This window comes from Mycobacterium gordonae (assembly GCF_017086405.1).
Taxonomy (GTDB): Bacteria; Actinomycetota; Actinomycetes; order Mycobacteriales; family Mycobacteriaceae; genus Mycobacterium; species Mycobacterium gordonae_D.
On sequence record NZ_CP070973.1, the window covers coordinates 5926531 to 5941121 of the forward strand.

Sequence of the window (14591 nt, forward strand, 5' to 3'; positions counted from 1 at the left end):
CTCGCGCTTGTCAACGGCGCCGTCGTGAACGTAGGTAGTCCCCCACGACCGCGGCTCCGAGTCCGTCGAGATCGGGCACTACCACCCGCCCTTCGACCCGGCGGGCGATCTTGTCCAGGAACCGGGCTAGCCCGGGGTCGCTGCCCAGCCGGAAAATGGTGATCTGCGCGCCAAGCCGGGCCATCTCGTCGAAACCCTTGACGGTGAAGGAGATGGTCCGCGGATTCGGCGGGTAATCAAAAAACACAGCAGAACGCCCTTCCCCACCGTAGTCCTCCAGGTGGGCGGTCGGCTCTCCGTCGGTGACCACCAGCACGACGGGCTGCGCGTTGGGATGTCGGCGCAGGTGGCGGCCCGCCAGTGCGAGCGCATGGTGCAGGTTGGTGCCCTGCTCGTAGACGCCCTCCAAGCCGGTCAGCTCGGCGGCCGTCACGGTACGGGCATAGCGGCCAAAGGCCACGATATGCAACGCATCTGACCGGAACCGGGTGCTCACCAGATGGTTGAGCGCCAGCGCGGTCCGCTTCATCGGCAGCCACCGGTTCTCCATCACCATCGAGAACGAGGTGTCCACCAACAGCGCCACGGCGGCCTGCGTACGCATCTCGGTCTCGGAGACCTCGACGTCGTCGACGGTGATGCGCAACGAGCCGTCGAGCGTATGCGTTCCAGACTGTCGCAGCACAGCATTGGTGAGGGTGCGGGAAATGTTCCACGGTTCGGTGTCGCCGAACTGCCAGGGCCTGGTGGCTCCGGTCAGCTCACCGGCCGCGCCGGCCCGCCGGTGGTCACGTTCTCCATGTCGACCCGAAAGTTGTTGTGCCACATCGCGCAACGCCGTCTCACCGAGCCTGCGCATGGCCTTGGGAGACAGGCGCCACTGGCCGTCGGAACCCCGGTCCAGAAAGCCCTGATTGAGCAGCGCACGTTCGAGTTCGGCCAGCGTTCGGGCATCCACGGCAGCGTCGTCACCGAGTTGCCGGGCCAACGCGTCAAGGTCGACGTCGTCCATGGTCGCGCCCGGGTACGCCTGCGAGAGCTGCTCGGCCAGTTGCTCCAACTCGCCGATGTCGGCCAGCGCCTGGGCGCCCTCGCCCATGCCCAACGGGTTGTCGCCGGAGAACTGCTGATCCCCCGTCCAGTCCTCACCCGGCCGGGCGGCCTGCAGATGGGCATCTAGGCGATTCAGCGCGTTCATCAGCGACGGTGACCCAAAGGCCTGCTGCGCCAACGCGTCCAGCTCGTCGCGCTGCTGCTGGCTGAGGCTGTTGCGGAACCGTTGCGCGGCGGCGGCCCGTTTGGCCAGCGAGTCCAGCAGCTCATCGACGTTCTGCGGGTTCTCCGGGAAGAACTCGCCGTGCTTGTCCATGAATTCCTCGAAGTCCTGCTGGGTGTCTTCGCCGCGAGAGTGCTTGTCCAGCAAGTCGTTCAGGTCGTCCAGCATCTCGTTGACCCGCTGGCGGTCCTCGTCGGTGGCGCCTTCCAGAGCCTGCTTCATCCCCGCGAAGCGCTGGTCAAGCATCTCCCGCCCCAGCAGGTCCTTGATCTGCTCGTACTTCTGCCGGGCCTCCGGGCTGCGCCACTGGTATTCGGACAGCTCCTGGACCGCCTTCGCCGGCGACGGCGGCAACGACTCCAGCTGCAGCTCCGAGAAGCGCGCGTCGTCGTCCAGCGCACGGGCCAGTTCCTTGCGTTCGGCCAGCACCGCCTCGTCCAGCAGCTTCTTGATTTCTCCCAGAGTCCCGTCCAAGTTGTTGCGCCGCAGCAACTCCCGACGCTTGCGGTTGGCCTCGGCGGCCAGCCGGTCGGCGCCGCGCATGTTCTCGGTGCCGCGCCGGAGCAATTCGGACAGGGCCCGGCGCGGCGAGGTGCCCGCCATCACGTCCTGCCCGATCTGTTCGAGCGCCTCACGCAGATCCACCGGCGGAGCCAGCGGATCGGGACCGCCGGTATACGCCGAGTATCGCTGTGAGTGCCCGCTACTAGCCATAGACGGTCTGCCCCTCCCCGGAGACTTTGTCGACCCGCTTCGCCAGATACAACGCCTCCAGCGCCAGTTCCAATGCCGCGGCCCGCTCCCCCTCGGACTCGGCGCCCAATTTCGTCGCGATCTTGTCCACGACCGGCAGCCCGGGCACCGCGGCCAACACGTCTTTGGCCGACACACGTTCCCCGTCGTCACCGCGGATCCCCGTTCGACCGCGGACACCAGAGTGCCGACGTCCACACCGCCCAGCACCCGGGAGGCGGTGTCGGCGGTGGCGCGGCGCAGCAGGTGCTCGAGCACGGCCTGCTCGCGGCCTTCCTCGCCGGATTCGAATTCCAACTTGCCGCGCAGCACCTCGATGACGGTGCCCAGGTCGACCACCCGGGCCACCGGGTCGGTCTCGCCGAGGATCGCGCCGCGGTGCCGGGCCGCGGCCGCGACCGTCTCGGCCGCCGCGATGGCGAAGCGCGCCGACACCCCGGAACGCTGGTCCACCGAACTGGACTCGCGCAGGTAGCGGGCGAACCGGGCGATCACCTGCAGCAGATAGTCGGGCACCTGGGCGCTCAGGTGGGCCTCCTGGGCGATCACGCCGATCTCGGCCGCCAACTCCAGCGGGTAGTGGGTGCGGATCTCGGCGCCGAACCGGTCCTTGAGCGGAGTGATGATGCGGCCGCGGTTGGTGTAGTCCTCGGGGTTGGCGCTGGCCACCACCAGCACGTCCAGCGGCAGCCGCAACGTGTAGCCGCGGACCTGGATGTCGCGCTCTTCCATCACGTTCAGCATCGAGACCTGAATCCGCTCGGCCAGGTCCGGCAGCTCGTTGACGGCGACGATGCCGCGGTGTGCGCGCGGGATCAGTCCGTAGGCAATGGTTTCCGGGTCGCCGAGGCTGCGGCCTTCGGCGACCTTGATCGGGTCGATGTCCCCGACCAGGTCGGCCACGCTGGTGTCCGGCGTGGCGAGCTTCTCGGTGTAGCGCTCGCTGCGGTGCTTCCAGGCCACCGGCAGGTCGTCCTGCAGCTGTGCGGCGCGCCGGATCCACTCCGGGGTGATGGGTGTGTAGGGGTGTTCGCCCAACTCGGATCCGTCGATCACCGGCGTCCACTCGTCGAGCAGACCAGTCAGCGCCCTTAGCAGGCGGGTCTTGCCCTGGCCGCGTTCGCCGAGCAGCACGAAGTCGTGTCCGGCGATCAACGCCCGTTCGAGTTGAGGAATCACGGTGTCGTCGAAACCGAGGATGCCGGGCCATACTTCGTCGCCGTCCGCCAGCGCGGTAAGCAGATTTTCGCGGATCTCCTGCTTGACCCCCCGCTCGCGATGACCGGAGGCACGCAGCTCGCCAAGGGTTCGGGGCAGATTGCTCGGTGAAGTCACCTCTCCAAGCTACGCGCTGCGCACGACCGTGACTCGGTGAGCGCTCAGTGCGCGAAGTGCCGGGCGCCGGTGAGGTACAGCGTGACACCGGCTTTGGCGGCGGCCGCGGTGACTTCCTCGTCGCGCACCGAACCCCCCGGGTGCACGACTGCTTTGACGCCGGCGGCGGTAAGCGTCTCCAGTCCGTCCGGGAAGGGGAAGAACGCGTCGGAGGCCGCCACGGCGCCGTTGACCCGGTCACCGCCGCGTTCGACGGCAAGCCGGGCTGCGTCGACCCGGTTCACCTGGCCCATGCCGACGCCGATGGTGGCGCCGCCGGCGACGATCACGATCGCGTTCGACTTGACCGCGCGGCAGGCCCGCCAGGCGAACACCAGGTCGGTGAGGGCGGCGGGGTCGGCGGGCTCGCCGGTGGCCAGGGTCCAGTTGTTCGGGTCGTCGCCGGGGGCGTCGAGTTGGTCGCGCTGCTGAATCAACAGGCCACCGCTGATCGGGCGGAGTTCGTGTCCGCCCTCGAGTGGCTCGGAGGCGAGCAGCACCCGGATGTTCTTCTTGCGCGTCAATGCCTCGACGGCGCCGGGTTCGTACGCGGGCGCCACGATGACCTCGGTGAAGATGGTGCTGACGTACTCCGCCATTTCGACACTGACCTCGGTGTTGGCCGCGATCACACCGCCGAAGGCGCTCAACGGGTCGCAGTCGTGGGCCTTGCGGTGGGCGTCGGCAACCGAGACGTCGGAGATCGCGATGCCGCACGGATTGGCGTGCTTGATGATCGCCACACACGTCTGCTGGTGGTCGAAGGCCGCCCGCCAGGCCGCATCGGCATCGGTGAAGTTGTTGTAGGACATCTCTTTTCCGTGTAGCTGCGCGGCCTGCGCCAAACCCGGCCAGGCGGCGGGGTCGGTGTAGAGCGCCGCGTGCTGGTGCGGGTTCTCGCCGTAGCGCAGGGTGGCCTGGCGGCGCCAGTTCTTCGCGAAGAAGTGCAGGAACTCCTGCGGCGGTTCTTCGGGCGCCAGCGTTTGCTGCATCCAGGTCGCCACGGCGATGTCGTATTCGGCGGTGTGCTGAAAAGCCAACGACGCCAGCTTCTTCCGCTCGGCCAGGGTGAATCCGCCGTGCCGGACCGCGGCCAGCACGCCGTCGTACCCGAGCGGGTCGACGACCACCGCGACGCTGGGGTGGTTCTTGGCCGCCGCGCGCACCATCGACGGCCCGCCGATGTCGATCTGCTCGACGCACTCGTCGGGGCTGGCACCGGAGTCGACGGTCTGGGTGAACGGATAGAGATTGACCACGACCAGTTCGAAGGCGGCGACGCCGAGCTTCTCGAGCGAGGCGCGGTGTTCGGGCTTGCGCAGGTCGGCCAGCAGGCCCGCGTGCACCTTGGGGTGCAGGGTCTTGACGCGGCCGTCGAGCACCTCCGGAAAGCCGGTGAGTTCCTCGACGCGGGTCACCGGAATCGCCTTGTCGGCAATGGTCTTCGCGGTCGATCCGGTCGAGACGATCTCGACACCGGCGGCGGTCAGGCCCTGGGCGAGTTCGACCAGACCGGTCTTGTCGTACACGCTGATCAAGGCGCGACGGATCGGCTTCTTGTCGATGTTCATCCCAGGGTCGCCTTTCGCTCTGTAACCGTCACACCGCGGGTCGCGATCGCGGCCACCACCTCCACCAGCAGTTGGCGCTCCACAACCTTGATGCGTTCATGCAGGGTCTCTTCGTTGTCGCCGTCGCGCACCTCGACGGGCTGCTGCGCCAGTATCGGGCCCGTGTCCACGCCGGCATCCACCAGGTGCACCGTACAGCCGGTGACTTTCACGCCATAAGCCAGCGCGTCGCGGACGCCGTGCGCGCCGGGAAAGGCGGGCAGCAGGGCCGGGTGAGTGTTCAGGATGCGACCGTTGAATCGCGAAAGGAATTGCCGGCCAAGAATTCTCATGAATCCCGCGGAGACTACCAGGTCGGGGTGGTGGGCGGCAGTGGCCTCGGTGATCGCCGCGTCCCAGTCGTCGCGGGTCGGGTGCTCGCCGACGCGGACGGCGAAGGCGGGAATGTCGGCGCCGGCGGCGATCTGGGTGGCCCGGCAGTCGCGATCGACCCCCACGGCCACCACCCGCGCCGGATAGTCACCTCGGGCGGCGTCCAGCATCGCGTTCAGCAGCGAACCGGTGCCGGATGCCAGCACCACCAGCCGCGCCGGTGCACTCGGGGGTACACGGAGCGGTTCCTGCACACGCCAGAGCCTAGTCGGGCGACGATGCCGGCCGCTCTGCGGCCGGAGGAGGAGTCCGACAAGTCGAGCCTAGTCGGGCGACGATGCCGGCCGCTCTGCGGCCGGAGGAGGAGTCCGACAAGTCGAGCCTAGTCGGGCGACGATGCCGGCCGCTCTGCGGCCGGAGGCTTCAACGAGACTGCACCCAGGGCTATCCCGCCGCCCTTGGCGCAGCCCTCAGCTCAGACTCGACGCCACCTTTGCAGACTCAAGGCGGACCGAGACGAACTAGTCTTCCTCCGAAACGCGGGGCGGATCGTCCGCCTGCCCGTCGGGCGACGCGGGTTCCTCTTCGCCACCTAAGTCGACATCATCGTCGTCGAAAGCCCCCAACAACGGCTCGTCTTGGTCCACCGGCTCCGGCACCGGCACCCGAGCCGCCGGTTTGACCCGCCGCCGTCGCGGCCGTCGCCGAACGCCTCCGGCCATCACCACGGTGACCCCACCCACCACGGTGAACCAGAACAACACGCCCAGGAACATGGCGCTGTGGTCGACGCCGACGTCGCCGAAGTTACCCAGCTTGCCGCCGCCGCCGTAACCCAGCAGCGTCATCATCATCGCCGCCACCAGGGCCGCCACCAGCAACTTGGCAACCGCAGGGATGAGCGGCAGCGCACGCCGGGCACACTGCTGACCCACCGCCACACCGGATGCCGCGCCGATGATGAGCAACGCGACCCAGACCGGACCCAGTGGCGGAGTGGGCGCCGCCGCCAGAATCGGCAAGGCCGGCACGTCGCCGCCGAACACGGTGAACGAACTGAACGTCGCGAAGCCGATATGGGCGCTGGACCCGACGGCGACTGCAGCGGCACCCACCATGACATTCGGCGCGTACAGCACCGACAGCGCGGTCAGATTGAACTGGCCCCAGATCGAATCGGTGATGCCGTACAGGTCTTGCATGGTCGACCAGTGCACGACCAGCGACCCCGCCGTCACCACACCGGAGAGTCCGAGCAGGGCCAGCACCCCGGCCGAAGCGGCGCGTAACGAATCACCGAGCCAGTTGGGCAGTACAGACGCGGCCAGGGCGCGCCGTCCCGCCCGTGACCAGACCCCGATCGCGGCCCCGACGGCGTGCACCACCAGCACGCTGGTGAACGCGCGCAGCGCACTGGGCGTCTGCAGCTCGGTCAGCACCGACGACGCATCGTGGATGACGGCCAGTGCGATGGCGGCGATCAACAGCGGACCGCCCAACGCCGACGCGATGACCCACCGGATCACCAGCCACGACGAATACGGCGAGGTCGCGCGCGCCGTGGTCCGTGCGGTACCCCACACCATCAGCATGACCGGCAACAGCGGCATCACGCCCAGCTCACGACCGCCGATGGAGACGGGTACCTGGTGCACCCCAAGCCACATGCTGGCGATGGCGCCCAATGCGCCGGTCATGTCGCTGTTGGCGATCAGCAGCTGCAGCAGCGTCACTGCCGCGATGACCACCACCGCCACCACAGCGGGAGCGAATGCGACCCGGACCAGGTCCCGCGCCTGACGGGCGCCCGTTTCTCCGTTTCTTGCCGACACCCTCGTCACTCTTCGCGCACGAGCCTGACTAGGCGCGCGAGCGCACGGTTATACCGGCGCCGAACCAGGCGACGACTGCTGGCCCTGACCATAGGACGACTGCTGGCCACCGCTGGCGGGGTTGCCGTAGTTAACCGGCGCAGACCCACCTTGTGATCCGGTGCCTGCGCTGACCGGGGGTGGCGGGCTGAAACTCGGGAAGCCGGTGGGCGGGGTGTTGGTCGGGCCCTGTTGCTGGGGCACCTGCTGCGTGGGCTGCGCCGAGAATCCGCCGGATTGGGGATTGGGGTTCGACGAGTAGCCACCCCCATACTGCGAGCCGTACCCGGACGACTGCCCCGGATTCTGCGCGGGCTGCTGTGCACCCGGCTGACCGTAGTACCCGCCCGGCTGGCCCCCGTACTGCCCGTACTGCCCGTACTGCCCGTAACCGCCGCCGAACGGGTCGTACTTGGGACGCGGCGTCGGCGCGGTGATCACACCCGAGTCCAGGAGCAGCGCACCGACCGCTGCCACCGCCTGGAACACGATGCACACCAGCACGATCCACAGCGCCCAGCCGGTGGAGAACGAGCTGGGCTTGTTGAATGTGGCGGCGATGATGAGCAACACGCCGAGCACCGAGAGCACCGCCACGACGGGCACGTAGCTCTTGGCCTTGGGCAGCAGCCCGACACCCGCGAGGAGCGCGGCCAACAGGGCGACGGCAACCGCCAAGCCGGTGTCACCGGACACCTCAGCGCCGGATCCACCGATCTCGGAGTTGTAGGTGAACATCGGGCCGAAGCTGAAGAAGTATGCCAACAGGCCCAGGGCCGCTACCGCAATGGCCAGGTAGAGCCCCAGCTTGCTTTCGCCTGGCTCGGCGGGGGCGGCAGGTGCGGCGGCGCCGTACGAGCCGGCCGGTTGTTGCGCGGATGGGTATCCGGGACTACCGGGCGGGTAGGTCATGAGTCCTCCTGTTGCTTTCCGCTGCCTTCGAACGCCGGGGCGGCGCCACCACGCTGCGTTGCTTCCTACGACGCCATTCGATCAACCACGCTAGCGCACGTTCCTCAACCAATGCCGCCAGCCGCCGGGGCCGGACCCAGGGGCCGCCCGCGGACAAAAGTAGAACACGTTCTAAATTGGGGCATGGACTACGGCCTCGTTCTGTTCACCAGCGACCGCGGCATCTCCCCGGCGGCAGCCGCGCAACTCGCCGACACGCATGGTTTTCAAACCTTCTACGTGCCCGAACACACCCACATCCCGATCAAACGCGAGGCGGCTCATCCCACCACCGGTGACGAGTCACTGCCCGACGACCGCTACATGCGCACTCTGGACCCCTGGGTGAGCCTGGGCGCGGCGTGCGCGGTGACGTCTCGGGTCCGGCTGTCGACGGCGGTGGCCTTGCCCGTCGAGCACGACCCGATCACCTTGGCGAAAAGTATCGCCACGCTGGATCATCTGTCCGGCGGGCGCGTCAGTCTCGGTGTCGGATTCGGCTGGAACACCGACGAGTTGGCCGACCACAACGTGCCACCCGGCCGGCGACGGACCATGCTGCGCGAGTACCTGGAGGCGATGCGCGCGCTGTGGACCCAGGAAGAGGCGGAGTACGACGGCGAGTTCGTGAAATTCGGTCCGAGCTGGGCGTGGCCCAAGCCGGCTCAGGCGCACATTCCTGTGCTGGTGGGCGCCGCGGGCAACGAAAAGAACTTCAAGTGGATCGCGCGCAGCGCCGACGGCTGGATCACCACGCCGCGCGACTTCGACATCGATGAGCCGGTCAAGTTGCTGCAGGACACGTGGGCGGCAGCGGGCCGCGACGGTGCCCCGCAGATCGTGGCGCTCGACTTCAAGCCGGATGCGGAGAAGTTGGCCCGCTGGGCGGACCTCGGCGTGACCGAGGTGCTGTTCGGCCTGCCGGACGCCGACGAGGACAAGGTGGCCTCATACGTGGAGCGACTGGCCGGCAAGCTGGCGTCCTTCGCCTAACCTGCGGTGCAGCGGTTGCCGTAATCGAACGAGCGCACCAGCACCGGCTGCCCGAGCGGGTCACCGTCGGTCAACAGGGCCACCAGTGCGTCGTCCTCGGTGGTGGCCAGGAAACGGCTGTCGTCGGCGGCGAGCCGACCGATGACGATGCCCGTCGGTCGGCCGTTATCGCGACGCACCGTGTAGGTCTCGATGGTGGCGGGACCGTCGGGGTTCTCCGTGACCGACACGGTCGGTCCGCTGTTGATCTGCGCCTGCAGTTCCGCGCTGCGATCCGGCCGCCACTGGGCCGGGGTGGTCGAGTAGACGCCGACCGAGTACTTGCTCTGGATGCCGCCGTTGGCCCCGACAAGACCGAATTGCCCTGGGACGCTTCGCATTCGATTCACGGTTTCAGCAACACCGTGCATCGAGTAGTTGTTGCCGGCACCGCCGAAGAACGGCAACCCGCCGGTCAGCGTCAACCCGCGCGGATCGTCGGGGGCGATACCCAGCCCGTCGCAGATGTTGAAAACCGGCACCGGAAAGCAGCTATACAGATCGAAGGTGGCGATATCGTCGACGCCGATGCCGGCCACGTCGAGTGCTTCGCGGGCCGCCATGACCGCCGACGGCGCATGCCCCAGATCCGGACGCGCCAAGAAGCTCTGCTCTTCCAGGTCGGCATGTCCGTGCAGGAACACCCATTTTTCCTCGGGAACACCGAGCCGACGCGCGGCCTCCACCGACATCAGCAGCGCCGCCGCACCCTGGTTCACCTGGTCGCGGGCCACCAGCAACCGCGGATAGGGCTCGGCGATCATCCGGTTGCTCTCGGTGACGGTGAGCAATTCCTCGACCGTCCGCTCCACTGGCGCGGCGGAGTAGGGGTTGCCGGCCGCGACCTTGCTGAACGGCGCGAACAGTTCGGCCATCCGCCGCAGGTAGCTGGCCGGCCCGAGGCCGGTGGTCGCGCGCCGCGCGTTCTCCATCAGCGCGTATTGCGTCGGCGCATCCACCAGTCCGTGAATCACCGTGTAGTGCGACATGTACTTCTCGATGCCGGGTCCGCGGTCTTCCAGGTCACCGTCGACGGTCTCGCTGAAGTCCGGCTTGTCCTCGCGCCCCGCGAAATACCGCAGCGTGGACGTGGCATCCGAGCCGAATACCAGGGCGACCTCCGAGCGACCCGCCGCGATCTCGCTCGCCAGTTCGGTGACCAGGTGCTGGGGGCCCTGCCCGCCCACGATCTCCAGAATCACACGACGCGGCTCGGCACCGATCCGCTTGGCGACCGAGCGTGGGTAATTGTTGGACCGCCCCAGCGGCGCGTTGGCCACCGGTCCGGAGATCTCGAACTGTCGCAGCGCCGCAATGGTGTCGACCTCGGCGGCAGCGGCGGTGACGCCGCAATCGTCGAGCGCGGCCTGGGCTGCGGCCGCGGCCAGTTCTACAGGCGACATCGCCCGATAACCGGGGTCGTCGATGCGCTCGGCGGCCTGCCCGACGCCGACGAGCACGGGCGTCCGCGGATCAAGATTCATAGCCTTACTATCTACCGGACCTGCCGCGAGACAGCCGCGGCGGGTCCGGGGAAACCGGGCTCACCTGCAGCAATATCGGGATACGCCAAGCACCTCTCGAACACCCCATCGCCCGTGGGTAGGTGAGCAGATGTCCTTCGTCACCACGGCGCCCGACTTCCTCACGGCCGCCGCCGCCGATCTGGCCAACATCGGCTCGACGCTCAGCCAGGCCAACGCGATGGCCCGATGAAGTGTCCGCGGCGATCGCCGCCCTGTTCGGCGCCCACGCCCGGACCTATCAGTTGCTCAGCACCCACGCGGCCGCGTTCCACAGCCAATTCGTAGAGCTGATGGGCGCAGGCGCGGCGCAGTACACCACCGCGGAGGCGGCGGCCGCCTCGCCGCTGCAGCTTATCGAGCAGCAGATTCTCGGCGTGATCAATACACCTACCCAGTTGCTGCTCGGCCGCCCGCTGATCGGCAACGGGGCCAACGCCGCACCGGGATCCGGAGCCAATGGCGGCGACGGCGGGCTGCTGTGGGGCGACGGCGGTGCCGGCGGGAGCGGTTCGGCGTTGCGCAACGGTGGTAACGGCGGCGCCGCGGGATTGTTCGGCACTGGCGGGCCCGGCGGCAGCGCCGGAGACGGCGGCGTCGGTGGGAAAGGCGGCGCGGGCGGGCTATTCATCGGTTTCGGCGGGGGCCGGTGGTACCGGCGGTGGGGCCGTCGCCGCCGGCGCTCCCGCCGGTCAGGGCGGTGCGGGTGGCGCGGCGGGATTGTTCGGCATCGGTGGCGGCGGCGGCGCAGGCGGAACGGACCAAGTTCTGATCGGCGTCCTGTTCGGCGCCGGCGGCGCCGGAGGCGTGGGCGGAACCGGCGGGACCGGTTCTGGTGTCGCCGGTGCGGGCGGCGCGGGCGGCAACGCCGGTCTCACGGGGTTCGGGGGCACCGGCGGGACAGGTGGCTTCGGCCCGCAGGGCAACGCCGGGTTCGGCGGCGCCGGGGGCACCGGGGGCGTACTGCTCGGCATTGGGGGCCACGGTGGCGACGGCGGGGCGACGCCACTCTTCGGTCCGGGCGGCGTCGGCGGGAACGGCGGCTTCGGCGCAGACCTGGGCGGAGTCGGCGGTAACGGCGGCGACGGCGGAATTCTCGCCGGAGACGGCGGCGCCGGTGGTACTGGTGGCCAGAAGTTCTTCGCCGTCGGTAGCGCCGGAGCAGGAGGCAACGGTGGCTCCGCCAAGGTGATCGGCAACGGGGGCAACGGCGGCAACCCCGGTGGCCCGGGCGGTGTGGTCGGGCAGGGCGGCACCGCCGGGTTGCTCCTCGGCGCCGACGGGCTGCCCTGACTCAGCCGAGCAGACGCAACAGCCCCTCATTTCGGCACGAAACGAGGGGCTGTTGCGGCTGCTCGCGCGCTACAAGGTCTTCAGGATCTCCCGCGCCAGGGCAGCGGTCTCCGACGGCGTCTTGCCGACCTTCACGCCGGCGGCTTCCAATGCGTCCTTCTTCGCGGCCGCGGTGCCCGATGAACCGGACACGATGGCGCCCGCGTGGCCCATGGTCTTACCCTCCGGCGCGGTGAATCCCGCGACATAGCCGACCACCGGCTTGGTGACGTTGGCCTTGATGAAATCGGCCGCGCGCTCCTCGGCGTCACCGCCGATCTCACCGATCATCACGATGAGCTTGGTGTCGGGGTCCTTCTCGAACGCCTCGATGGCGTCGATGTGGGTCGTGCCGATGATCGGGTCGCCGCCGATGCCGATCGAGGTGGTAAACCCGAAATCGCGCAGCTCGTACATCATCTGGTAGGTCAGCGTGCCCGACTTGGACACCAGCCCGACCGGACCGGGACCGCTAATGTTGGCCGGGGTGATGCCGACCAGCGACTGTCCCGGGCTGATGATGCCCGGGCAGTTCGGCCCGATAATCCGGGTCTTCTGGCCTTTCTCGACGTTATAGGCCCAGGCATATGCGCTGTCCTGCACCGGAATCCCCTCGGTGATGACCACCAGCAACGGGATCTCCGAGTCGATGGCCTCGATCATCGCGTCCTTGGCGAACACCGGCGGCACGAAGATGATCGACACATCGGCGCCGGTCTTCTCGATCGCCTCCACGACGCTGCCGAAAACCGGCAACTCGATCGGGTTGCCCTCGGCGTCCTTGTGCGCGACCGTGGTACCCGCCTTACGGGCATTCACCCCGCCCACGATCTGGGTGCCGGCCGCCAGCATCCGCGCGGTGTGCTTGGTGGCCTCTGCGCCGGTGATGCCCTGGACGACGACCTTGTTCTCAGAAGTCAGGAAGATAGCCATTGCTCTCAGGGGTCCTAATCGTTTGTAGGGATGGGTTGATCGGTCGAAATGACCGGGACTATTTCTGATCGGTCTGCTGCCAGGTGACGCCTGAGTTGTCCCGTCGTTCGACGACTTCTGAAAGAACGGCGCGCCTGGCGGCAGACCTCCCGGTGAGGTGGTGGGATTCCGTTGCCCGAGCCTGCCGCAGGGTTGACTTCCCGATGGTTGTTCCCGAGCCTTGAGCTCTTCGACAGAACGAAGTCCTGCGGTGCGCTGGAGTCACGGACGGCTAGTGAGATGACGGACCTTTGAGTCCCACGATTAGGGCGCCGCGTGAGTCCACCGGTAACAGCACGATGATCAACCGAAGGAGTCAAGGAACATTGAGACAGTATTGCGGAATTGATTGGGCTACAGCCCATCACGATGTCGCGGTGATCAATGACGATGGCAAAGTGGTGGCCCGCGGCCGGGTCAGTAACGACGCCGCCGGATTCGCCGCACTGCTGACGCTGCTGGCCGAAGCCGGCGACACCGCCGAGGATCCGATCCCGATCGGGATCGAAACCGACCGTGGCCTGTTCGTCGCGGCGTTGCGCGAAACCGGCCGGGTGATCTATCCGATCAACCCACTGGCTGCCTCCCGCTACCGGGCCCGGTACTCGGTCTCCGGCGCCAAATCCGATGCCACCGACGCGGTGCTGCTCGCCAACATCGTGCGCACCGACCCAGACGCGCACCGCCCGTTGCCGGCCGATACCGATCTGGCCCAAGCGATCCGGGTGTTGGCCCGGGCCCAGCAGGACGCGGTCTGGGCGCGTCAGCAGGTCGGCAATCAGATCCGCGATCTCCTCAAAGACTTCTACCCGGCCGCGCTGGTCGCGTTCGCCGGCCTGCCCGAAGGCGGACTGGCCCGCGCCGATGCCCGCACCGTCCTGACCGCCGCGCCGACGCCCACTCAGGCCGCCAACCTGACGCCGGCCCGGTTGCGGCGGCTGCTGATCAAAGCCGGCCGCAAACGCTACCTCGACCGTGACGTCGAGCGGCTGCGCGACATCTTCACCGACACCTACCTGCACCAGCCACCGGTGGTGGAGAACGCGATGGGCATTCACCTGACCGCGCTGCTGAGCCAGTTCGACGCGGCCTGCGCTGCCGCCGACGCACTCGCCGAGGCGGCGATCGCCCATTTTGACCAACACCCGGACGCCAAGATCATCACCAGTTTCCCCGGACTGGGGATGCTCGCCGGTGCCCGGGTGCTCGCCGAGATCGGTGACGACCGCACCCGTTTCGCCGATGCCCGCGGACTCAAAGCGTTCGCCGGATCGGCGCCGATCACCCGTGCTAGCGGCAAGAAAACCGCTGTCCTGCAACGCCATATCAAAAACCGTCGCCTCAACGCTGTCGGCCCGATCTGGGCCCTGGCATCGCTGCGCGCCTCCCCGGGAGCCCGCAGGCACTTCGACGCCCGCCGCGCAGCCGGAGACTGGAACCATCAAGCCCAACGACACCTGTTCAACAAATTCCTCGGCCAACTCCACCACTGCCTGCACACCGGCCAGCTCTACGACGAACATGTTGCGTTCCCACCTCCTCTCCAGCTCGCGGCTTGACCTTT

The 14591-nt window shown here is 68.1% G+C and carries 9 protein-coding genes and 2 pseudogenes; 3 read left to right on the forward strand and 8 right to left on the reverse strand.

The genetic code is table 11. The features are described from left to right. Positions 1–10 precede the first annotated feature (10 nt). From JX552_RS25345 to JX552_RS25370, 6 genes and pseudogenes are all read right to left on the reverse strand, one after another. Complete coding sequence (locus JX552_RS25345) at positions 11–1990, reverse strand: vWA domain-containing protein (protein ID WP_205874550.1); 1980 nt, start codon at positions 1988–1990, stop codon at positions 11–13. Further along, positions 1983–3364: pseudogene (locus tag JX552_RS25350) on the reverse strand (sigma 54-interacting transcriptional regulator). The gene JX552_RS25345 and the pseudogene JX552_RS25350 overlap by 8 nt, the downstream one beginning before the upstream one ends. Before the next feature lie 44 nt (positions 3365–3408). Continuing rightward, positions 3409–4974 (reverse strand): bifunctional phosphoribosylaminoimidazolecarboxamide formyltransferase/IMP cyclohydrolase, encoded by a 1566-nt coding sequence (gene purH / locus JX552_RS25355; RefSeq protein ID WP_205874551.1) that lies wholly within the window; start codon positions 4972–4974, stop codon positions 3409–3411. After that, positions 4971–5600, reverse strand: a complete 630-nt coding sequence (gene purN, locus JX552_RS25360; protein ID WP_205874552.1) for a phosphoribosylglycinamide formyltransferase — start codon at positions 5598–5600, stop codon at positions 4971–4973. The genes purH and purN overlap by 4 nt, the downstream gene beginning before the upstream one ends. A gap of 267 nt (positions 5601–5867) precedes the next feature. Continuing rightward, a complete protein-coding gene (locus JX552_RS25365; protein ID WP_241010725.1) occupies positions 5868–7187 on the reverse strand; it encodes a cell division protein PerM in 1320 nt (439 codons plus the stop codon). A gap of 39 nt (positions 7188–7226) precedes the next feature. Continuing rightward, positions 7227–8129 carry a DUF5336 domain-containing protein gene (locus JX552_RS25370; protein WP_205874553.1) on the reverse strand — a complete coding sequence of 301 codons (903 nt, stop codon included), beginning with the start codon at positions 8127–8129 and terminating at the stop codon, positions 7227–7229. A gap of 183 nt (positions 8130–8312) precedes the next feature. On the opposite strand from JX552_RS25370, the gene JX552_RS25375 reads away from it, so the two are divergent. Continuing rightward, complete coding sequence (locus JX552_RS25375; protein WP_205874554.1) at positions 8313–9161, forward strand: LLM class F420-dependent oxidoreductase; 849 nt, start codon at positions 8313–8315, stop codon at positions 9159–9161. On the opposite strand, the gene JX552_RS25380 is transcribed toward JX552_RS25375, so the two are convergent. Continuing rightward, complete coding sequence (locus tag JX552_RS25380) at positions 9158–10684, reverse strand: acetyl-CoA acetyltransferase (RefSeq protein ID WP_205874555.1); 1527 nt, start codon at positions 10682–10684, stop codon at positions 9158–9160. The two genes, JX552_RS25375 and JX552_RS25380, sit on opposite strands and share 4 nt — an antisense overlap. A gap of 130 nt (positions 10685–10814) precedes the next feature. Between JX552_RS25380 and JX552_RS25385 the strand changes: the two are divergent. After that, positions 10815–12016, forward strand: a pseudogene (locus JX552_RS25385) (PE family protein). A 69-nt stretch (positions 12017–12085) separates the two neighbouring features. On the opposite strand, the gene sucD reads toward JX552_RS25385, so the two are convergent. Further along, positions 12086–12988, reverse strand: a complete 903-nt coding sequence (gene sucD / locus JX552_RS25390; protein ID WP_205874556.1) for a succinate--CoA ligase subunit alpha — start codon at positions 12986–12988, stop codon at positions 12086–12088. Positions 12989–13326: 338 nt separating this feature from the next. On the opposite strand from sucD, the gene JX552_RS25395 reads away from it, so the two are divergent. Next, the gene (locus JX552_RS25395) at positions 13327–14586 is read left to right on the forward strand and encodes an IS110 family RNA-guided transposase (RefSeq protein ID WP_205873902.1); all 1260 of its coding nucleotides are present in this window, start codon (positions 13327–13329) and stop codon (positions 14584–14586) included. Positions 14587–14591: the final 5 nt, after the last annotated feature.